At 73.2% G+C, this 20,778-nt stretch carries 20 protein-coding genes; 2 read left to right on the top strand and 18 right to left on the bottom strand.

From position 1 onward, the window contains the following. On the bottom strand, nucleotides 1-1,299 hold the full coding sequence (hisD, locus tag OSR43_RS08250) for a histidinol dehydrogenase (protein WP_302270801.1): 1,299 nt from the start codon (nucleotides 1,297-1,299) through the stop codon (nucleotides 1-3). Nucleotides 1,300-1,388: 89 nt separating this feature from the next. Between hisD and OSR43_RS08245 the strand changes: the two genes are divergently transcribed. Then, a complete protein-coding gene (locus tag OSR43_RS08245) occupies nucleotides 1,389-2,054 on the top strand; it encodes an LON peptidase substrate-binding domain-containing protein (RefSeq protein ID WP_302270800.1) in 666 nt (221 codons plus the stop codon). Nucleotides 2,055-2,097: 43 nt separating this feature from the next. Next, complete coding sequence (gene ybaK / locus OSR43_RS08240) at nucleotides 2,098-2,595, top strand: Cys-tRNA(Pro) deacylase (RefSeq protein ID WP_302270799.1); 498 nt, start codon at nucleotides 2,098-2,100, stop codon at nucleotides 2,593-2,595. 23 nt (nucleotides 2,596-2,618) lie between these two features. Here ybaK and OSR43_RS08235 read toward each other — a convergent pair whose 3' ends face one another. The 17 genes from OSR43_RS08235 to ftsW form a co-directional block, all read right to left on the bottom strand. Further along, complete coding sequence (locus OSR43_RS08235) at nucleotides 2,619-4,286, bottom strand: DUF3352 domain-containing protein (RefSeq protein WP_302270798.1); 1,668 nt, start codon at nucleotides 4,284-4,286, stop codon at nucleotides 2,619-2,621. Between the two features lie 52 nt (nucleotides 4,287-4,338). Further along, nucleotides 4,339-4,884 (bottom strand): hypothetical protein, encoded by a 546-nt coding sequence (locus tag OSR43_RS08230; protein ID WP_302270797.1) that lies wholly within the window; start codon nucleotides 4,882-4,884, stop codon nucleotides 4,339-4,341. Beyond that, on the bottom strand, nucleotides 4,869-8,429 hold the full coding sequence (dnaE, locus tag OSR43_RS08225; RefSeq protein WP_302270796.1) for a DNA polymerase III subunit alpha: 3,561 nt from the start codon (nucleotides 8,427-8,429) through the stop codon (nucleotides 4,869-4,871). The genes OSR43_RS08230 and dnaE overlap by 16 nt, the downstream gene beginning before the upstream one ends. 161 nt (nucleotides 8,430-8,590) lie before the next feature. Beyond that, a complete protein-coding gene (locus OSR43_RS08220; RefSeq protein WP_302270793.1) occupies nucleotides 8,591-9,313 on the bottom strand; it encodes a GNAT family N-acetyltransferase in 723 nt (240 codons plus the stop codon). Further along, entirely contained in the window at nucleotides 9,300-10,235 is a 936-nt protein-coding gene (locus OSR43_RS08215) for an RluA family pseudouridine synthase (RefSeq protein ID WP_302270792.1), read from the bottom strand. Before OSR43_RS08215 ends, OSR43_RS08220 begins: the two co-directional genes overlap by 14 nt. Beyond that, the gene (gene lspA / locus OSR43_RS08210; RefSeq protein ID WP_302270790.1) at nucleotides 10,232-10,792 is read right to left on the bottom strand and encodes a signal peptidase II; all 561 of its coding nucleotides are present in this window, start codon (nucleotides 10,790-10,792) and stop codon (nucleotides 10,232-10,234) included. The genes OSR43_RS08215 and lspA overlap by 4 nt, the downstream gene beginning before the upstream one ends. After that, nucleotides 10,765-11,244: a TraR/DksA family transcriptional regulator gene (locus tag OSR43_RS08205; protein WP_302270789.1), complete on the bottom strand. Its 480-nt coding sequence runs from the start codon at nucleotides 11,242-11,244 to the stop codon at nucleotides 10,765-10,767. Before OSR43_RS08205 ends, lspA begins: the two co-directional genes overlap by 28 nt. A gap of 207 nt (nucleotides 11,245-11,451) precedes the next feature. Next, on the bottom strand, nucleotides 11,452-12,207 hold the full coding sequence (locus OSR43_RS08200) for a DivIVA domain-containing protein (RefSeq protein WP_302270788.1): 756 nt from the start codon (nucleotides 12,205-12,207) through the stop codon (nucleotides 11,452-11,454). Between the two features lie 184 nt (nucleotides 12,208-12,391). Beyond that, nucleotides 12,392-12,682 carry a YggT family protein gene (locus OSR43_RS08195; RefSeq protein WP_302270787.1) on the bottom strand — a complete coding sequence of 97 codons (291 nt, stop codon included), beginning with the start codon at nucleotides 12,680-12,682 and terminating at the stop codon, nucleotides 12,392-12,394. Between the two features lie 6 nt (nucleotides 12,683-12,688). Then, a complete protein-coding gene (locus OSR43_RS08190; protein WP_302270786.1) occupies nucleotides 12,689-13,207 on the bottom strand; it encodes a cell division protein SepF in 519 nt (172 codons plus the stop codon). 58 nt (nucleotides 13,208-13,265) lie between these two features. Beyond that, a complete protein-coding gene (locus tag OSR43_RS08185) occupies nucleotides 13,266-13,964 on the bottom strand; it encodes a YggS family pyridoxal phosphate-dependent enzyme (RefSeq protein WP_302270785.1) in 699 nt (232 codons plus the stop codon). After that, nucleotides 13,961-14,689, bottom strand: coding sequence for a peptidoglycan editing factor PgeF (gene pgeF, locus OSR43_RS08180; RefSeq protein ID WP_302270784.1), 729 nt, complete (start codon nucleotides 14,687-14,689; stop codon nucleotides 13,961-13,963). The genes OSR43_RS08185 and pgeF overlap by 4 nt, the downstream gene beginning before the upstream one ends. 6 nt (nucleotides 14,690-14,695) lie before the next feature. Then, complete coding sequence (ftsZ, locus tag OSR43_RS08175) at nucleotides 14,696-15,910, bottom strand: cell division protein FtsZ (protein ID WP_302270783.1); 1,215 nt, start codon at nucleotides 15,908-15,910, stop codon at nucleotides 14,696-14,698. Between the two features lie 372 nt (nucleotides 15,911-16,282). Next, nucleotides 16,283-17,050: a cell division protein FtsQ/DivIB gene (locus tag OSR43_RS08170; RefSeq protein ID WP_302270782.1), complete on the bottom strand. Its 768-nt coding sequence runs from the start codon at nucleotides 17,048-17,050 to the stop codon at nucleotides 16,283-16,285. Further along, nucleotides 17,043-18,410 carry a UDP-N-acetylmuramate--L-alanine ligase gene (murC, locus tag OSR43_RS08165; protein WP_302270780.1) on the bottom strand — a complete coding sequence of 456 codons (1,368 nt, stop codon included), beginning with the start codon at nucleotides 18,408-18,410 and terminating at the stop codon, nucleotides 17,043-17,045. Before murC ends, OSR43_RS08170 begins: the two co-directional genes overlap by 8 nt. Beyond that, nucleotides 18,407-19,483 (bottom strand): undecaprenyldiphospho-muramoylpentapeptide beta-N-acetylglucosaminyltransferase, encoded by a 1,077-nt coding sequence (murG, locus tag OSR43_RS08160; RefSeq protein WP_302270778.1) that lies wholly within the window; start codon nucleotides 19,481-19,483, stop codon nucleotides 18,407-18,409. Before murG ends, murC begins: the two co-directional genes overlap by 4 nt. A gap of 6 nt (nucleotides 19,484-19,489) precedes the next feature. Next, nucleotides 19,490-20,752 (bottom strand): putative lipid II flippase FtsW, encoded by a 1,263-nt coding sequence (gene ftsW / locus OSR43_RS08155; RefSeq protein WP_302270777.1) that lies wholly within the window; start codon nucleotides 20,750-20,752, stop codon nucleotides 19,490-19,492. Nucleotides 20,753-20,778 lie beyond the last annotated feature (26 nt).

Below are 20,778 nucleotides of genomic sequence, written 5' to 3'. Positions count from 1 at the left end.
TCAGCCCCCGAAGCGGACGCGGACCGCGGCGCCGTGACCGGGCAGGTCCTCGGCCTCCGCCAGCGTGACGACGTGGTCGGCGACCTCGGCCAGCGCCTCGCGCGAGTAGTCCACGACGTGCACCGACTTGGTGAACGCGCGCACCGACAGGCCCGAGGAGTGGCACGCGCAGCCGCCGGTGGGCAGCACGTGGTTCGACCCGGCGCAGTAGTCGCCGAGGCTCACCGGTGCGTGCGGACCCACGAAGATCGCCCCGGCGTTGCGCACCCGGCCGGCCCACGCGGGCGCGTCCTCGGTCTGGATCTCGAGGTGCTCGGCGGCGTAGGCGTTCACCACGTCGAGGCCCTGCTCCAGGTCCTCGACCAGCACGATGCCCGACTGCGGGCCGGTCAGCGCGGTGCGGATCCGCTCGGTGTGGCGGGTGGCGGACACCTGCTTGTCCAGCTCCGCCTCCACCTCGCCGGCCAGCCGCTCGGAGGGGGTGACGAGGACGGCGCCGGCCAGCGGGTCGTGCTCGGCCTGGCTGACCAGGTCGGCGGCGACGTACGCCGCGTCGGCGGTGTCGTCGGCGAGGATCGCGATCTCGGTCGGACCGGCCTCGGAGTCGATGCCCACCTGGCCCTTGAGCAGCCGCTTGGCGGTGACGGTGTAGATGTTCCCCGGCCCGGTGACCAGGTCGACCCGCTCGCAGGGGCCGGTGCCGTAGGCGAACATCGCGATGGCCTGGGCGCCGCCGACGGCGTAGACCTCCTCGACGCCCAGCAGCGCGCACGCGGCCAGGATCGTGGGGTGCACGGCTCCGCCGAACTCCTTCTGCGGCGGGGAGGCGAGCGCGATCGACTCCACGCCGGCGACCTGGGCGGGCACCACGTTCATCAGCACGCTGGAGACCAGCGGCGCGAGGCCGCCGGGCACGTAGAGACCGACGCGGCGGATCGGCACCTTGCGGTGGGTCACCCGGGCGCCGGGGCCGAGGTCGGTGACGGCGTCCTTCTCCAGCTCGGCCTCGCAGGTCGCGCGCAGGCGGCGCACCGACTCCTCGAGCGCGGCGCGGATCGCGGGGTCGAGCTGCGCGAGCGCGGCGGCCGGCGCACCGTCCGGGACGCGCAGGTCGTCGACCTCGACACCGTCGAACTGGCGGGCGTACTCCTTGATGGCGTCGACGCCGCGGGTGCGCACCGCCTCGCAGATCGCATGCACCGCGGGCACCGCTGCCTCGACGTCGAAGTCGGCCCGGGGGACGACGTCGCGGTAGTCGACGGGACCCGTGGTCCCGCGCAGGTCGATGCGGCGGATCATGGCCCCGATCCTACGTTCGGGCGGTCCCCGCCCCCGAACCGCCGACGCTGCGTGGACCACCCGCAGGCCCCGCGCACTAGGTTGGGGGCGTGACCGACGCGCTGCCGATGTTCCCGCTGAACGCGGTGCTCTTCCCCGGGGTCAGCGTGCCGCTGCACGTCTTCGAGGACCGCTACCGCGCCCTGGTGCACCACCTGCTGCGCGTCGAGGACCCCGCCGAGCGCGTGTTCGCCTCCGTCGCCATCCGGGAGGGCTACGAGATCGGCGACCACGGCGCGCAGTCGCTGTACCGGATCGGCGTCAAGGTGCAGCTGACCGAGGTCGAGCCGCACCCCGACGGCTCCTTCAACGTCGTCGCCGTCGGGCTGGACCGCATCGAGCTCGACCGGCTCGACTCGACCGGCCTCTTCCCGGTCGGCCACGTGCACGACCGGCCCGAGCCCACCCGGCCGGTCCCCGAGGGGCTGCTCGAGCAGGCGCGGGCGACCTTCGTCGCCTACCGGGCGGCGCTGGCCGAGATCCGGGCCGACCCCTACGACGGCACGCTGCCCCGCGACGCGTCGTACCTCTCCTGGACGCTGGCGGCCTGCGCTCCCCTGCCGATGCCCGAGCGCCAGATGCTGCTGGAGGCCGAGGACGCCGAGGAGCGGCTGATCCTCGTGACCGACCTGCTGCGCACCGAGCTGCGCGCGATGAACGTCATCCCCTCCCTGCCGGCCACCGACGTGGCCCGCACCCGCTGGTCGCCCAACTGACCGGACCCGCCTGGGCCGCCGAGAGAGAGTCGTCGAGGAAGACGTGGCCAAGAAGAAGACCGCCGCCCGCGCCGGCGGGACCCCCGCGACGGTGGCGCTCGGCGCCGCCGGGATCGCGTTCACCACCCGCGAGTACGAGCACGACCCGCGGGCCGCGTCGTTCGGGCTCGAGGCGGCCGAGGCGCTCGGGCTCGACCCGGCGTGCGTGTTCAAGACGCTGATGGCCAGCTGCGACGGGCGGCTCGTCGTGGGGATCGTGCCGGTGGACCGGCAGCTGGACCTCAAGGCGCTGGCCCGCGCCCTGGGCGGGAGCAAGGCGGCGATGGCCGAGGTGGCCGCCGCCGAGCGGGCGACGGGGTACGTCGCCGGCGGCATCTCCCCGCTCGGGCAGAAGCGGGCGCACCCGACCGTGGTCGACGCCACCGCCCTGGAGCACCCGACGGTCTACGTCTCCGGGGGCCGCCGCGGCCTCGACCTTGGCCTCGCCCCCGGCGACCTGGTGACCGCGACCGACGCCGTCGTCGCACCGATCAGCCGCTGACCCGTGCGGCCGGGGCGACCAGGTCAGTCGGTCGAGATCCGGACGGTGGACCGGGAGACGCCGTCCTCGATCCGCGAGGTGGCACCGAGGGCGGCGAGCGGCCCGAGCACACCCGAGACGTCCTCGTCGTCGGCGGCCAGGTCGGCGAGGAAGCCGGCGTCGAAGTCGAGGTAGAGCACCGCGCCGGCCTCGTCGACGTCCGTGACGACGCTGCGGAACCGTTCCGAGCCGCCGAGGTCACCGCCGGCGGCGACCTGCTCGCGCCACGCCGGGTCCGGCCCGACGGCGACCGCGCCGTCGGCCACCGTCCGCTCCAGCACGCTGGCCAGGAACGGCGGCAGCTGCCCGTCGAGCCGGTCGAGGACCGGCTCGACAGCCTCGACCTCGCCGCCCAGCCGGGCGGCGACCGGGACGGTCCCGCCCTCTCCGGTGAAGAACGCCTCGGGGTCGCTCCCGGCTCCCACCGCGACCGCCACGCCACCCGAGGTGAGGGTCTCCAGGTCCTCGGGGAGCTCCAGCCCGGTGACGCCCAGCTCGGCGAGCAGCTCGTCGGGGTCGGCGCCGAGAGGGGCGGCGACCTGCTCGAGGAGGCCCTCGGCCCAGCCGTCGGCGAGTCCGATCCCGAGCGCGGCCACGGTGTCGTCGGGCAGGTCGGCGACCAGCGCGCCTCCCTCGTCGGTGGTCGTGACGTCGTCGGCACCGCCGGCGCCGGCGGCCACCTCGAGCTCCAGGGAGCCGTCGTCGAAGCGGAGCGTCGCGGCCATCCCCTCGAAGTCCTCGAGTGCGGCGGTCATCTCCTCCGTCGCCCCCGGCGCGGGGAGCGGCGGCAGGTCCTCCTCGGTCGGGGGCTCGGAGGAGTAGCCGTCGCTCCCGCCGTCCGGCACGGACAGCCCGAGCGCGGCCGCAGGCACCTCCCCGCCGAGGAACGGCATGGAGAGCTCGTCGGCCAGGTCGGCGAGCACCCGGCCCGCCTCGGGGGCGGCGTACGCCGTCGCGATGCCGGAGCCGCCCGCCTCGCCGGTCCAACGCGTGAAGTCCTCGTCCTCGGACAGCGGGGAGTCCTCCGCCTCCTCCGCGACCCGGTCGGCGATCTCCTGGGTCTCGGCGACCACGGCCCAGTCCCCCGCGACGTGCCAGGCGCCGTCCTCGCCGCCACCGAGGCAGTCCTTCACCGCGGCGAGCCCGTCGTCGGCAGCGTCGGCGTCGTCGAGCTGCAGCACGAACACCGCCGCCGGGTCCTCCTCCCCCACGTCGACGGCCGCCGCCGCGGCCCGGTCGCCGAGCCAGGGGTCGACGTCGTCGCCGAAGTCGACGCCCTCGCACGCCGCGCCGCCGAGGACCTCCTCGAAGACCCAGCGGCGCACGTCGTCGTCGGTGTCCAGGCCGACCTCGTCACGGAACGCCTCGAACTCACGCAGCGTCCGCAGCGCCTCGATCTTCTGCGCACCACCGGGGTCGAGGTCGACCGAGACGTACCCGAGCGTCGAGCCGGGCAGCGCCTCGGCCGGCTGCGGTCCCGTGGCCAGGAACGACATCGCCGCCCACGCGCCACCTCCCACGACCGCGGCCGCGAGGACACCGCCGGCGACGAACGCCGTGCGGCGGCGGGTGCCCGGGGAGCGGGGCGCGGGCGCACCACCACCCTGCTCGAGGTACTCGGGGGTGCCGGACGGGGGGACGGGGCTGCTCATCGTGGCCTCCTGCGGCTGCGGTCAGCCGGACCCTACCCGCGCAGCGACCTGCTCAGGCCCCGCGCTTGGTGGTGGCGAGGAAGACGACGGCGGTGCCGAGGAGCGCCGCGCCCGGGAAGGCCAGCCAGGCGTGCGGGACGTCGACGGTGAGCGCGCTGTCCAGCTCCGTGCCGTCCCTCGCCGTCCGGGCCAGCACCTCGGGGTCCGCCGGGCTCCAGTGCAGCCCGAGCCGGAGCATCAGCCAACCGCCCAGCGCCGCCCCGACGAGCGTGGCGGCGAGGGTGACCAGCTCGGCGCGGTCGAGCAGGAAGGCCACCAGGGCACCGGAGAGGAGCCCCGCGGCGACGGCCACCAGGACGTAGAGACCGGTGCCGGCGAACGCGTGGCGCAGCCCGTCCTCGTCGGTGAACCACCGGCCGTCCTGCACGACGCCCGGCGTCGGCGTCCACAGCTGGAACCACACCGCGCCGGCGGCGGCGCCGGCCACCACGAGCAGCGCGACGGCCGCGAGCGCCTGGAGCACCAGGACGCGGATGGGGGGCCGACCGCGGACGGTCGTCGCGCCGCGGGGTGCGGCGACGGTCAGCTGGTCAGGCACCCGGGGCCCAGCAGCTGCTTGAGGTCGGCGAAGAGCGCGGGGCTCGGGGTCACCCGCAGCCGGTCGTCGAGGCGCATCACCTTGGTCGCCTCACGCGTCAGCAGGCGGAGCCGCACCTCGGTCATGCCGGGGTGCGTGCCCAGGACGTCTCGCAGCTGTTCCACCACGGGACCAGTACACCGGGTGGACGGTAGCGAGATCACGACCGGACCGGACGGACCGTCGGAGATGTCGGGGACCGTCACCTCCTGGCCGTGGATCTCGGGCTGGTCCTTGCTGCGCGAGAGCCGCCCCTTCACCGTGAGGATGGCGTCCTCGGTGAGGTAGGTGCTTGCCAGCTGGTAGGCGCTCGGGAACAGCAGCACGTCGATCGCGCCGTCGAGGTCCTCGAGGGTGATCATCGCCCAGGCGTCGCCGCGCTTGGTGATCTTGCGCTGCACCGACGTGACCAGGCCCGACACCGTGATCGGCGCGCCGTCCTGCCGGTCCTCGTCGAGCATCAGCTGGCCGATCGTGCAGTCGGTGCCGTTGGCGAGCACGTGCTCGAGGCCGAGCAGCGGGTGGTCGGAGACGTAGAGCCCGAGCATGTCCCGCTCGTGGCCGAGCAGGGTCGTCTTGTCCCACTCGTCCATCTCCGGCACGGTCACCGAGATGCCGAACCCACCGCCGTCCTCGGTGTCCATGCCGCCGAAGAGCGAGTCCTGGCCGATGGCCTCGTTGCGCTTGATGTCGACGTACTGGTCGACCGCGGTCTCGTGGATGGCGACCAGCGAGCGCCGCCGGTGGTTCATCTCGTCGAAGGCACCGGCCTTGATCAGCGACTCGATGACCCGCTTGTTGCAGACGAGCGCCGGCACCTTCTCCATGAAGTCGTTGAAGTCGGTGTAGCGGCCCTTCTCCTCGCGCCCGGCGACGATGCCGTCGACGACGTTCGCGCCGACGTTGCGGACCGCGGTGAGGCCGAAGCGGATGTCGGTGCCGACCGGGGTGAAGTTCGACGCCGACTCGTTGACGTCCGGCGGAAGCACCTGGATCTTCATCCGGCGGCACTCGTTGAGGTAGATCGCGGACTTGTCCTTGTCGTCCTTGACCGAGGTCAGCAGCGCCGCCATGTACTCGGCCGGGTAGTTGGCCTTGAGGTAGGCGGTCCAGTACGACACCAGGCCGTACGCCGCGGAGTGGGCCTTGTTGAAGGCGTAGTCGGAGAACGGCAGGAGGATGTCCCAGAGCGTCTTGACCGCCGCCATGGAGTAGCCGCGCTCCTGCATGCCCGCCGAGAAGCCAGCGAACTGCTTGTCCAGCTCCTCCTTCTTCTTCTTGCCCATCGCGCGCCGCAGGATGTCGGCCTGTCCCAGGCTGTAGCCCGCCAGCTTCTGGGCGATGGCCATGACCTGCTCCTGGTACACGATCAGGCCGTAGGTCTCGCCCAGGATGTCCTCGAGCGGCTCGGCCAGCTCGGGGTGGATCGCCTCGACCGGCTCCCGGCCGGTCTTGCGGCGGGCGTACTTGTTGTGGGAGTCCGCACCCATCGGACCGGGCCGGTAGAGCGCGCCGACCGCGGAGATGTCCTCGAAGGTGTCGGGACGCATCGAGCGCAGCAGGGCGCGCATCGGCCCGCCGTCGAGCTGGAAGACGCCCAGGGTGTCGCCGCGCTGGAGGAGGCGGTACGTCGCCTCGTCGGTGAGCGGGAGCTCCTCGAGCACGACGGTCTCGCCGCGGTTGGCGGCGATGTTCTTGACCGCGTCGTCGAGCACCGTGAGGTTGCGCAGCCCGAGGAAGTCCATCTTGATCAGGCCGAGGCCCTCACAGGTGGGGTAGTCGAACTGGGTGATCATCGCGCCGTCGGCGGGGCGCTTGAGCATCGGGATGATGTCGATCAGCGGCTCGCTGGACATGATCACGCCGGCGGCGTGGACGCCCCACTGGCGCTTGAGGCCCTCGATGCCGATGGCGGTGTCGACGACGCGCTTGACGTCGCCGTCGGCCTCGTAGAGCGACCGGAACTCCCCGCCCTCGCCGAACCGCTTGTGCTCGGGGTTGAAGATCTCCTGGAGCGGGACGTCCTTGCCCATCACCGCGGCCGGCATCGCCTTGGTGATCCGGTCGCCCATGGCGAAGGGGTAGCCGAGGATCCGGCTGGAGTCCTTGACGGCCTGCTTCGCCTTGATCGTGCCGTAGGTGATGATCATCGAGACCCGGTCGTCGCCGTACTTCTCGGTGACGTACCTGATGACCTCGCCGCGCCGGCGCTCGTCGAAGTCGATGTCGAAGTCGGGCATCGAGACGCGGTCGGGGTTGAGGAAGCGCTCGAAGATCAGGCCGTGCTCGAGCGGGTCGAGGTCGGTGATCCGCATCGCGTAGGCGACCATCGAGCCCGCACCGGAGCCACGACCCGGGCCGACGCGGATGCCGTTGTCCTTGGCCCAGCCGATGAAGTCGGCGACAACCAGGAAGTAGCCGGGGAAGCCCATCTGGGTGATGACGCCGACCTCGAAGTCGGCCTGCTTGCGCACGGCCTCCGGGATGCCGTCCGGGTAGCGGAACCGCAGGCCCTTCTCGACCTCCTTGACCAGCCAGGAGTCCTCGTTCTCCCCCGGCGGGCAGGGGAACTTCGGCATGAACGTGCCGTTGCCCTCGGTGAACTGGACGTCGCACCGCTCGGCGATGAGCAGCGTGTTGTCGCACGCCTCGCGCAGCTGATACTTGTCGACCCACAGCGCCCGCATCTCCTCGGCGGACTTCAGGTAGTAGCCGTCGCCGGAGAACGCGAAGCGCTGGCCGGGGCCGTCACCGGCGGGGATGTCCATCGTGGAGCCGGAGTTGATGCAGAGCAGATGCTCCTGGGACTTCGCGTCCTCCCGCATGACGTAGTGGGAGTCGTTCGTCGCCAGCAGCGGGATCTGCAGGTCCTTGGCCAGCCGGAGCAGGCCGTCGCGGACGCGGTTCTCGATGTCGAGCCCGTGGTCCATCAGCTCGAGGAAGTAGTTCTCCCGACCCAGGATGTCCTGGAACTCACCGGCGACCTTGCGCGCCGCGTCGTACTGCCCGTAGCGCAGGTGGACCTGGACCTCGCCCGAGGGGCAGCCGGTCGTGCCGATGATCCCCTTGCTGTGCTGGGCCAGCAGCTCGCGGTCCATGCGCGGCTGCTTGAAGAACCCGTCGCGCCAGGAGCCCGTGGAGAGCCGGAACAGGTTGTGCATGCCCTCGGTCGACTCCGAGAGCAGCGTCATGTGCGTGTAGGCACCACGCGCCGAGACGTCGTCGGGGCCGCCGTCGTAGAAGTTGACGCCCTTGCGCTCGTAGCGGGAGATGTTGGGCGTGAAGTAGGCCTCGATGCCGATGATCGGCTTGACGCCGGCGGACTTGGCCTTGCGGTAGAACTCGTAGGCGCCGAACACGTTGCCGTGGTCGGTCATGGCCACCGCGGGCATGCCCAGCTCGGCCGCGCGTCCGGTCAGGGCGCCCAGACGGGCCGCGCCGTCGAGCATGGAGTACTCGGTGTGGACGTGCAGGTGGACGAACGAGTCCTGGGAGCCGGTCGACATCGGCGGTGCGCATCTCCTCGGGGTCGAAGCGGCGGGTGGGCAGCATCAGCCACCGGGTGGACGGCCCGGCGTCGATCCTGGGGAAGGACGTCAGGTTACTCGACGGCCGGGACCGATGTTGGCACTCGCCGCCGACAGTCGCGCGGACCGTGACGCACGCGTCAGCGGGCGGCGTCGAGGGAGGCGGTGATGATCGCGTCGACCACCGGGACGAGCCGCTCGGTGCCCAGCTCCGGTGCCCGGCGGGCGACCCGCTCGGCGACCTGCCGCTCCCGCGCGGGGTCGCGTGCGGCGTCGGGCTTGAGCGGCTGGATGGCCCGCGTCAGCGCGGCCCGGCGGGCCAGCAGGTCGCCGAGCTCGACGTCGACCTCGTCGACGAGGCTGCGGAGGAACGCCACGGGGTCGCGGCCCGGCCAGGCCATCCGCACGTCCGGGCTCCGCTCCTCGTTGGCCGATCCGTCGGTCCGCTCCAGCGCGACCAGGCCGTGCCGGGCGTAGAACGCGCGGGCGGGGGCGTTGGACTCGAAGACCCACAGGCAGAACCCGTCGGGCAGCCGTTCCTTGACCACCTCGAGGAGCACCGAGCCCACGCCCCGCCGGGCGGCGGTGGGCTCGACGTAGAGGTCGTCGAGCCAGGTGCCGGTGTGCCGGGCGTAGCCCACGACCCGCTCCCCCGCCTCGGCCACCCAGACCTCGTCCGCGCCGATCCGGGTCGCCAGGAACGGCGCGAGGGTGGCGTCGGGGTGGGGCGAGTCCGGCATCGGCGCCGCGCGCCGCGCGCGGAGGTGGACCGCCGCCAGCGCGGTGGCGTCGGCCGGCTCCGCCGGGCGGACGGTCAGCTCCAGCGGGTCGCCGCTGGCCGCGGGACGGTCAGGAGGCGTCACGGATGACCTCGAGCGCGTCCGCCAGGTCCTGGGGGTACGTCGACTCGTAGCTCACCTGCTCGCCGGTCTCCGGGTGCTCGAAGCCGAGCCGCACGGCGTGCAGCCACTGCCGCTCCAGGCCCACCCGTCGGGCCAGCGTCGGGTCGGCGCCGTACGTCAGGTCGCCCACGCAGGGGTGCTTGAGCGCGGCCATGTGCACGCGGATCTGGTGGGTGCGGCCGGTCTCGAGGTGCACCTCGAGCAGGCTGGCGAAGCGGTGCGCCTCGAGGGTGTTGTAGTGGGTGACGCTGGCCCGGCCGTCGGCCATCACGGCGAACTTGTAGTCGGCCTTCGGGTGCCGGCCGATGGGGGCGTCGATCGTCCCCTCCAGCGGGTCGGGGTGCCCCTGCACGAGCGCGTGGTAGGTCTTGTCGACCGTGCGCTCGCGGAAGGCGTTCTTGAGCACCGAGTAGGCGTGCTCGGACTTGGCGATCACCATCACGCCCGAGGTGCCGACGTCGAGGCGCTGCACGATGCCCTGCCGCTCCGACGCGCCGCTGGTCGCGATCCGGAAGCCCGCGCCCGCGAGGTGGCCGACGACCGTCGGACCGTTCCAGCCCGGCGAGGGGTGGACCGCGACGCCGACCGGCTTGTCGATCACCACGATGGAGTCGTCGTCGTGGATGATCCCGATGCCCTCGACGATCTCGGGGACCACCTCGAGCGGGTCGACCATGCTCGGGAGGCTCACGTCGAGCACCGAGCCGGGCAGGACCCGGTCGCTCTTGCCGGGCGCCACGCCGTCCAGCTGCACGTGCCCGGCGGAGATCAGCTCGGCCGCCCGGGTCCGGGAGACGCCGAACAGGCGCGCCATGGCGGCGTCCACGCGCTCGCCGGCGAGCCCGTCGGGGACGGTCAGGCTGCGCTGGTCGATCTGGGTCACTTCTCCCCCTCGTCGCGCGTGCCGTCGATCCGCACGCCCCGGAAGGCCTGCAGCAGGATGAGCCCGGCCGCCACGTTGATGCACATGTCGGCGACGTTGAAGACCGGCCAGCTGGGCAGCATGAACATGTCGATCACGTGACCGCGCAGCGGACCGGGCGAGCGCAGCAGCCGGTCGGTGAGGTTGCCGGCGACGCCCGCGAGCAGCAGGCCCAGGGCGATCGCCCACACGACGTTCCCGACCCGTCGGGCGAGCCACAGGACGACGCACAGCGCCACGATCGCGATGCAGGAGAGCACCACGGTGTACTCCGTGCCGGTGCTGAACGCCGCGCCCGGGTTGCGCACCAGGTGCAGCACCAGCAGGTCGCCGACGACCTCGACGTCGGGCCGCCCGGTGAGGTGCTCGACCGCCAGCACCTTGGAGACCACGTCGACGGCGTACAGCACCGCGAAGACGGCCGCCAGGACCAGGCGCAACCGGCCCGTGCGCGGGTGCGAGGGTACGGCGGGACGGTCGGTGTCGTCGCTCAGCGACGTTCCTCGCGCTGCTTGCATGTCATGCAGAGTGTCGCACGGGGGAAAGCCATCAACCGCATCTTGCCGATCGGCTCCCCGCACGACTCGCACACACCGTACGTCCCGTCGTCGATGCGCGCGAGGGCCCGGTCGATCTGGGCGAGCTTGTCGCGCTCGTTGGCCAGGACCGTGAGCTCGTGGTCGCGCTCGAAGGTGGTCGAGCCGATGTCGGCCTGGTCCTGCCCCGCCCCGTCGCCGGAGTCGCGCATCAGGCCGCTGATCTCGCTGTCGAGGCCCTCGATGATCGTCGCGCTGTGCTCGCGGGCCTCGTGCAGGTCGTCGAGGACCTCGGTCAGCTCCGCGCTGGTCCAGGCCTCCTCGCCCTCCTTGACCACCAGGGTCGAGAGGTCGACCTTCTGCGCCGCGTCCTTGGTGCTCGCGGCACCCTTGCCCGCTGCCTTCGCGGTCGGCTTCGTCGTGCTCCGCGCCATCGGTCCTCCTGGGCCGGTCACGTCGGTGACGGGAAGCCACCGTGTGGCGGGAGGGTAGCCGAGCCCGGCGACGAGACCAACCGGGCACCCCGCGGCGCGACCTGCCGGCCGCGCCGATGCCCCTGCGCACGACGGACGGCCGGCCCCGTGCGGGGGCCGGCCGTCCGGTGGTCGTGCTGCCGCGGGGCGGCTACCTGCGGGGCAGGCTCAGCTCTCGTCCTCGCCCAGGATCGAGCGCAGGCGCTTGGGCGCCGGCTGCTCGTCGGTGGGCGCGGCGCTCTCGGCGGAGCCGAGGGCCTCGAGCTGCTGGGTGAAGTAGGTCTTCAGGCGGGAGCGGTACTCGCGCTCGAACGAGCGGAGGGTCTCCACCTCGCTGCTGAGGCGGTCCCGCTCGCGCTCGAGCTCGCCGAACATCTGCTGGCGGCGCTCGGCGGTCTCGGAGTCCAGCATCTGCGCGCGGGTGCGGGCGTCGGACTCGAGGCGGTCGGCCTTGGACTTCGACTCCGACTCGAGGCGCTCGGCCTTGGTGCGGGCCTCGCCGACGATCTTGTCGGCGTCGTTCTTGGCCTCCTCGACGAGCTCGTCGGCGTTGCGCGTGGCGATCTCGAGGAGGCGGGCCGCGGCGTTGGACGCCTGCGGGACGGTCTCGACGCGGATCGTCTCGACGGAGCCACCGACACTGGCCGCGACGGGCTGCGCCACCGGGGCGGGCTCGGGAGCCTTCTCGGCGACCGGCTCGGGGGCGGGCTCGGCCGGCGGGGCCGGCTGGGCGACCGGCACCGGCTGGGTGCCCGACTGCACGGAGGACAGCCGGGCCCGGAGGTCGTCGTTCTCCTTCGTGAGCCGCGCGAGCTCGGCCTCCACCTCGTCGAGGAACTGGTCGACCTCACCCATGTCGTAGCCCTCGCGGAGCCGGACAGGAGTAAAGCGCTTGTTGCTCACGTCCTCAGGCGTCAGCGGCATGACCTCACCCATTCAATGTCGTGTCGGTAGTGGCAAGTGCGTGTGGCAGACGCTGTGGCTGCTGCCTCCGTCGAACAATAGCGCCTGCCCTGGGACTGGTGTGACTCGGCAGAGTCGCTGGTCAGCGGCCCGGAACAGACCCGCTGGGCGGACCCGCCGGGGCGGCTCCCACCTGCGGGCGCCCTCAGAGGAAGACGGCGCGGTTGACCTGGAGCAGCACGTAGGCCGAGATCATCACCAGGATGAAGCTGAGGTCCAGGGCGACGGCGCCCAGCCGCAGCGGCGGGATGACGCGCCGCAGCGCCTTGATCGGCGGGTCGGTGGCGGAGTAGACGAGCTCGAGCGCCACGAGGAGCGGACCGGTCGGCGACCAGGAGCGGGCGAAGACCTGCACCCAGTCGACGATGAACCGCACCCACAGCAGCGCGATGAAAACCCAGAGGACGATCTCGATGATCGACCCGATGACCTGCACCTGACCTCAGCTCTGGTTGAAGAAGCCGCCCTCGGCGATCCGCTGCTTGTCCTCCGCGGCCACCGAGACGTTGGGCGGGGACAGCAGGAACACCTTGTTCGTGACGCGCTCGATGGTGCCACGGGTGGCGAAGACGAGGCCCGCTGCGAAGTCGACGAGCCGCTTGGCGTCGGCGTCGTCCATCTCGGAGAGGTTCATGATGACCGGGACGCCCTCGCGGAAGTTCTCACCCACGGTGCGCGCCTCGTTGTAGGTGCTCGGGTGCAGCGTGGTGATCCGGCTCAGCTCGGCGACCACGCCGGGCGCGGGGGCCGGCGCCGGGGCCGCGGCCACGGGACGGCGCCGCTCGGCGAGGTCGGCGACGGGGGCCGGCGCGGCGGCACGCGGGCGCTGGGCACGCGCGGCCGCGGCCACGGGCGTCGTCTCCTGCGTGTGGTAGTCGTCGCCGTCGTACTCGTCGTCGTACCGGCCGGTGTCCTCGAGCAGGCCGAGGTACTCGCCGATCCTGCGCATCGCGCCGCTCATGGGTGTGACCTTTCGGAACTCAGCGCCCGCGAGGGGCACTCCTTGGATGATCTGGACACTACTTCCCCGCAGGCCTCGAACCGAGGACCGCGGAGCCAATCCGCACGTGTGTCGCACCGATGCGCACCGCGTGCTCGAGGTCGCCGGACATGCCGGCGGACAGCCAGGTCGCCGAGGGGTGCTCGGCGACGTGCGCCGCGCGCACCTCTGCCAGCCGGGCGAACGCCGCGGCCGGGTCCTCCCCCAGCGGCGCGACGGCCATCAGGCCGCGCAGCCGCAGGTCCTGCTCCTGCTTCACCCGCGCGGCGAGCGCCGGCAGGTCGTCGGGGTCGACGCCGGCACGGCCCTCGCGGCCCGGCGGGTCGAGGCTGACCTGCAGCAGCACGTCGAGCGGCTGCTCCCGGCCGCCGGCACCGCGGGCGAGCGGGCCGACCAGCTTGGCGCGGTCGACGGACTCCACGACCGCGGAGTACGCCGCCACCGCGGCCGCCTTGTTCGACTGCAGGCCGCCGATGAAGTGCCAGCGCAGGCCGAGGTCGGCGCACTCGGCGGCCTTGGCCTCGGCCTCCTGGTGGCGGTTCTCGCCGACGTCGGTGACACCGAGGTCGGCGAGCAGCCGGACGTCGGAGGCGGGGAAGAACTTGGTGACGACCACCAGGGTGACCTCGTCGACGTCGCGGCCGGCGTCGGCGCACGCGCCGGCGATCCGCTCCCGGACCGCGGCCAGGCCGGCGGCCAGCTCCGCGCGGCGGCTCACCGCAGGATCCTGACCAGGCCGGCGTGCCGACCGGCGTCCCGGCCGTCGCGGCGGTGGGAGTACAGGTCGGGCGACTCGCGGGTGCACCGGGTCGCCCCGGCGGCCTCCGCGACCTCGACGCCGAGCCGCTCGAGCTGGGCGCGGACGCCGGCACCGAGGTCGAGGGAGGGCGTGCCCCAGGTCGTCGTCGAGACCGTCCTCGGCTCCACCCGACCCACCTCCTCCTGCATCCGTCCCGGCACCTCGTAGCAGCTCCCGCACACGTGCGGGCCGATCCACGCGACCACGTCGCTCGCACCCAGCTCCCGCATGCGCTCCACCGTGGCCGGGACGACGCCCGTGAGCACCCCGGCCCGCCCGGCGTGGGCCGCCCCGACGACCGTGCCGCCCGAGAGCAGCACCGGGACGCAGTCGGCGGCGCGGACCATCAGCACCACGTCGTCCCGGGTGGTCACCAGGCCGTCGGCGGTGGCCCGCTCGACCGGCCCCTCGGCCGTCACGACGTCGCAGCCGTGCACCTGCCGCAGGTCGGCCAGGGCCGCGTCGGGGGCGAAGTCGGCCAGCACCCGGCGGAGGTTCTCCGCGCGGGACCCCGGGTCGTCGTCACCCTCGATCGCGAGGTTCAGCTCGTCGTACGGCGCGGCGCTGACCCCGCCGTACCGGTCGGTGAAGGCGAGCTCCACCGAGCGGCCGACGGGGCCGTGCGTCGCACGGAAGGCGAACACCGCGGACTACTTCAGGAAGTCCGGGACGTCGAGCTCGTCGTCGTCGAACTGCACCTGCCGGGGGGCGGGACGGGCCGCGGGCTGCGCGGGCGCCGCCTGCTGGACCGGCGCGGCCTGCTGCGGGCGGGCAGCCACCGGCTGGCGCTCCTCGGCGCGGGGCGCGTCGTCGCGGCGGGTGCTGGCGAGCGCCTGCGCGGCGTTGCGGGTCTCCTCCTGCGACTGCTGCGGGCGCGGCTCGCGGCGCAGCACCGTGCCCTCGTCGCGGCGCTTGGGCGTGCCACCGTCGAAGCCCGCGGCGATCACCGTCACCCGGACCTCGTCGCCGAGCGCGTCGTCGATGGTGGCGCCGAAGATGATGTTGGCCTCGGGGTGCACCGCCTGCGCGACGAGCGCCGCGGCCTCGTTGATCTCGAACAGGCCGAGGTCGGAGCCGCCGGCGATCGAGAGCAGGACGCCGTGGGCGCCGTCGATCGAGGCCTCGAGCAGCGGGCTGGAGACCGCCATCTCCGCGGCCGCCACCGAACGGTCCTCGCCGCGCGCCGAGCCGATGCCCATCAGGGCGGAGCCGGCGTTGGCCATGACCGACTTGACGTCGGCGAAGTCGAGGTTGATCAGGCCCGGCGTCGTGATCAGGTCGGTGATGCCGGAGACGCCCTGGAGCAGCACCTGGTCGGCCTGCTTGAAGGCGTCGAGCACCGAGACGTTGCGGTCGCTGATCGAGAGCAGCCGGTCGTTCGGGATGACGATGAGGGTGTCGACCTCCTCGCGCAGCGCGGCGATGCCCTCCTCGGCGGAGTTGGCGCGACGCCGGCCCTCGAAGGCGAACGGGCGGGTGACGACGCCGATGGTCAGCGCGCCGAGCGAGCGGGCGATGCGCGCCACGACCGGCGCGCCGCCGGTGCCCGTGCCACCGCCCTCGCCCGCGGTCACGAAGACCATGTCGGCGCCCTTGATGACCTCTTCGATCTCGTCGGCGTGGTCCTCGGCGGCCCGGCCACCCACGTCGGGGTTGGCGCCCGCGCCGAGGCCGCGGGTGAGCTCGCGACCGATGTCGAGCTTGACGTCAGCGTCGCTCATGAGGAGGGCCTGGGCGTCGGTGTTGATCGCGATGAACTCGACACCCTTGAGCCCCACCTCGATCATCCGGTTGACGGCGTTGACGCCGCCACCGCCGATGCCCACGACCTTGATGATGGCCAGGTAGTTCTGTGCAGCTGCCACGGCGGCTTCGCCTTTCGGTGGTGGTCGGTCCGGTGCGGTGCGGGGCTGGCCCGCTGGAGAAGTTCGTCCGACGTGGTGTCCCAACTCTGACCCTCAGGTGGAGGGTTATAGTTATGTCAACCTCGTCGTGGCGACGACACTAGGCAACCGACCGACCTGCATCCGGGAGGACACGCCGCGTGTCGTGGCGCGTGTCGTGGCGGGTGTCGTGGCGGTGTCGTGGCGGGGGGCGTCGTGGCGGGGGTGCCGTGCAGGGGTCCCCGGTGGACCGGGAACTCTCACGCTTACCAGGGCAGATCTACCCCGGTGAGCGAGGGACTGCCCCGGGAAGGTGCGCCGCGGCCGCCTCAGGAGGCCCGACGCCCCGAGATGTCAGGAGTCGCCGCAGACCCGGGGCTGGGTGCAGACGGTGGGCTGCCCAGGGACGGAGACGTCGTACACCGGCGCCTCCTGGGCGGCGAGGAGGCCGGCGAGGACCTCGGCCTTCTGCTCGGAGTCGTCCGCGCTCCCCCACCGGACCGTGCGCCCGTCGCGCAGCTCGAGGGAGACCTGGTCGACCGTGCGCACCTCGACGTGGTCGACGGTGGTGGCGAGGTCCGCGGGGAGGGCGGCGACCACGGCGGCCGCCTCGACCAGCGCGTCGTCGGCGACGTCGGCGTCGACCTCCACCCGCGGCAGGCCGGCCGGTGCGCGGCGGTAGCGGTTGAAGACGACGCCCTCGGCGTCGAGGCCGCGGAACACGCCGCCGATCGAGACCACGGCCACCGGCGTGCGCTCGGTGACCTCGATGAGCACCGAGTCCGGCCACTTGCGCGACACGTCGACGCTGCGCACCGGGGCCAGCGTGGAGACCCGCGCCTCGACGGCACCGAGGTCGAGGGTCGCGAGCGGCTCGCCCTCCGGGACGTCCGCGGCCGCGCGGACCTCGCCGACGCTGAGCGAGTCGGTCCCGCGGACCTCCACCCCGGAGACCGCCAGCCGGTCGGAGAAGAACGTGAGCCACACGCCGCCGGCGACCAGGGCCAGCGCCAGGACGGCGGCCAGCACGAGGCGCCAGCGCCGTCGGCGACCCGCCCGCCGGCGACGGACGAACCGCCGGCGGGTGCGCTCGAAGGTGTCGGTGCTCGACCGGTCAGCCATGGTCGGGCAGCAGCTCCAGCACGCGCGGGCCGACGGAGGTGATCGTGCCGGCGCCGAGGGTCAGCACGAGGTCGCCGGGGCGGGCCCGACGGGCCAGCTCGGCGGGGACGTCGTCGAGGTCGGGGACGTAGGCCACCCGGTCGGTCGGCAGCGGCACGGCGCGGGCGACGTACCCGCCGGTGATCTCGGGGTCGGGCTCCTCCCGCGCGAGGTAGACGTCGGTCACGACCACCTCGTCGGCCGCACCGAGCGCCTCGCCCATCGCCTCGCCGAAGATCCGGGTGCGGGAGACCAGGTGCGGCTGGAAGGCGACGACGAGCCGCCCCTCCCCCGCCAGCGCCCGGCCGGACTGCAGGTCCCCGACGATCTCGGCCGGGTGGTGGGCATAGCTGTCGTAGACGCGCACCCCGCCGACCTCGCCCTTGCGCTCCATGCGCCGCTTCGTCCCGGTGTACGACGCCAGGCCGCGCGCCAGCGCGTCGCGGTCGTGCCCGAGGGCCAGCCCGGTCGCCAGCGCGGCGAGCGCGTCGGCGAGGTAGTGGTCGCCGGGCGACCACAGGGTCACCCCGGCGAGCGCGTCCGGGCCGACGTCCGCACCCGCGTCGGGGCGGGTGGAGACCGTGACCACCCGGCGCCCCGCGGCGCGCTGCCGCTCGGCCAGCGCGGCGGCGCCGGGGTCGTCGACCACGCAGACCAGGAACCCCTCGGGGGAGACCGTGTCGGCGAACCGGTCGAACGCCTCGGCGTAGGCCTCCGGCGTCCCCCACTGGTCGAGGTGGTCGGCGTCGACGTTGGTCACGATCGCTGCGTACGGGCTGTAGTGCAGGAACGCCCCGTCGCTCTCGTCCGCCTCGGCGACGAAGAGGTCGCTCGTGCCCTCGGCGGCGTTGGTCCCGGTCGCGGCGAGCTCCCCGCCCACGGCGTAGGTCGGGTCCGCGCCGGCGACCTGGAGGGCGACGGTGAGCAGCGAGGTGGTGGTGGTCTTGCCGTGGGTCCCGGCGACCGCGACGACGCGGCGGCCGGCCATGACCGAGGCCAATGCGGTCGAGCGCGGCAGGACGCGCAGGCCGCGGCGGACCGCCTCGAGGTACTCGGGGTTGTCCTCGCGCACGGCCGTGGAGACCACGAGCGTGTCGGCGTCGCCCACCTGCGTCGCCGCGTGGCCGACGTGCACGGTCGCACCGGCGGCACGCAGCGAGTCGAGCGTCGGCGAGTCGACGCCGTCGCTGCCGCTGACCGCGATCCCGCGGGCCAGCATGATCCGGGCGATGGCCGAGAGGCCGGCACCGCCGATGCCGACGAAGTGGACGCCGCCGAGCTCCTCGGCCGGCACCACGACGTCCGGGACGGGCACCCTCACGCGGCGCCCCCGACCTCGAGGACGATGCGGGCGAGCTTCTCGTCGGCGTCGCGCGGGACGAGCCCGCTGGCCGCGGCACCCATGGCGGCGAGCCGCTCGGGGTCGGTGGCCAGGCCGGGCACGGTGGCGGCGACCCACTCGGTGGTGAACGCGGCGTCGGAGACCAGCAGCGCTCCCCCGGCGTCGACGACCGGCCGGGCGTTGTGCTCCTGCTCGCCGTTGCCGATCGGCAACGGCACGAACACGGTCGGCACCCCGGAGGCGGCGGCCTCGGTGACGCTGTTGGCGCCCGCGCGGCAGACCATCAGGTCGGCCGCGGCCAGGGCGAGGTCCATCCGGTCGACGAAGTCCACCACGACGTACGGCGTGCCGGTCGCGACCGGGGCGGCCTCGCCCTTCGGACCGACGACGTGCAGCACCTGGACGCCGGCCGCGCCGAGCGCGGCCGCCGCACCGGAGACCGACTGGTTGAGCCGGCGGGCGCCCTGGGAGCCGCCCGTGACGACGAGGGTCGGGCGGTCCGGGTCGAGCCCGAAGAACGCGCGCGCCTCGGCCCGCAGGGCGGGCCGGTCGAGCATGGAGATCATCCGACGGATCGGCAGGCCGACGTACTCCGCCCTCGGCAGCGGGGTGTCCGGGAAGGACACCGCGACCCGCCGGGCCACCCGGGCGCCGACCTTGTTGCCGAGGCCGGGCAGGGCGTTCTGCTCGTGGACGACGACCGGCAGGCCGCGGCGGCGGGCGGCGAGGTACGCCGGCACCGACACGTACCCGCCGTACCCGACGACCACGTCGGGCCGGACCCGGTCGAGCACGTCGTTGGTCGCTCGCACGGCGTCGCGCAGGCGGACCGGCACCTTGAGCAGGTCGGCGCCGGGCTTGCGCGGCAGCGGGACCGGCGGGACGAGCTCGAGGGGGTAGCCCGCCTCCGGCACGACCCGGTTCTCCAGGCCGCGGGGCGTGCCGAGGCAGGTGATCTCGATGTCGGGCCGCAGCCGCTTCAGGGCGTCGGCGGTGGCGAGCAGGGGCGAGGTGTGGCCGGCGGTTCCACCGCCGGCGAGCAGGACGCGCATCGCGGGTCAGCCTACGAGCGAGCGGCCGCGGTCGCGCTTGCGGTGGGCCAGTGCGCGCGCCGCCTCCGGCTCGCGCCGGGCGAAGCCGATGAGCAGGCCGAGCGCGACCAGGGACGGGAGCAGGGCCGAGCCGCCGTAGGAGACCAGCGGGAGCGGGATGCCGATGACGGGGAGCAGGGCCAGCACCATGCCGACGTTGATGATCATCTGGCCCATCAGCCACACCACGATGCCGAAGGTGCAGTAGCGCACGAACGGGTCGGCGGTGTCGCGGGCGACGCGCACCGCGGCGTAGGCGATGGTGAGGAACAACCCGATCACCAGGAGCGTGCCGACCAGGCCGAGCTCCTCACCGAGCACGGCGAAGATGAAGTCGGTGTGGGCCTCGGGCAGGTCGCCCCACTTCTGCTGGCTCGCGCCGATGCCCTGCCCGAAGAACCCGCCGGTGGAGAGGGCGTAGAGGCCGTGGGCCGGCTGCCAACCCTTGTCGTGGTAGTCCTGGAAGGGGTCGACGAAGTTCGTGATCCGACCCAGCCGCTCGGAGCTGGTCGAGGCGACGAAGATCGCCACCACGCTGAGGATCGACAGGCTGAAGGCGAAGAACCGGGCCGGTGCGCCGACGACCCACAGCAGGCCGAGCAGGATCGCCATGAAGACCAGCGCGGTGCCGAGGTCGTGGCCGACGACGACGAGCAGGGTCGCGAGGAGCAGGCCGGGGACGACCGGCACCATCACCTGGTGCAGGTTGTCGAGCCGGCGCTCCTTGTTGGCGTAGGTGCTCGCCGCCCACAGGACCAGGGCGAGCTTGGCGATCTCCGAGGGCTGGATCTGCACCGGGCCCAGGGCGAGCCAGTTCTGGTTGCCGTTGACGGTCACACCGAGGAAGGCGGTCATCAGCAGGAGCACGAGCGCGACGAGGTACGCCGGGAACGCCAGCCGCTTGAGCCACCGCGTGCTGAGCCGGCTCGCCACCCACGCGGCCGGCAGGCCCAGCGCCACCCAGATCAGCTGACGGGTGACGATCGCGTAGGAGTTGTCGAAGACCCGGAAGGAGTACACGCTCGAGGCGCTGAGCACCATGATCAGGCCGATGGTCAGCAGCAGCCCCGAGGCGCCGAGCAGCAGGTAGTAGGCCGTCAGCGGGCGGTCCATCGCGTCGCGGGCCGCCGCGAACCAGGCGAACCTCGACGACGGCCCGACGTCGTTCTCCTCGGTGCTGCCGGGGGCCGGGGCCCGGGTCGTGCCCGGCGGGTTCGCGGTGGTCGTCACGCGTCCCCCTCCCGTGAGGTGCTCGG

This window comes from Nocardioides sp. Arc9.136 (assembly GCF_030506255.1).
GTDB lineage: Bacteria > Actinomycetota > Actinomycetes > Propionibacteriales > Nocardioidaceae > Nocardioides.
This window is presented reverse-complemented; position numbering and strand designations above follow the sequence as displayed.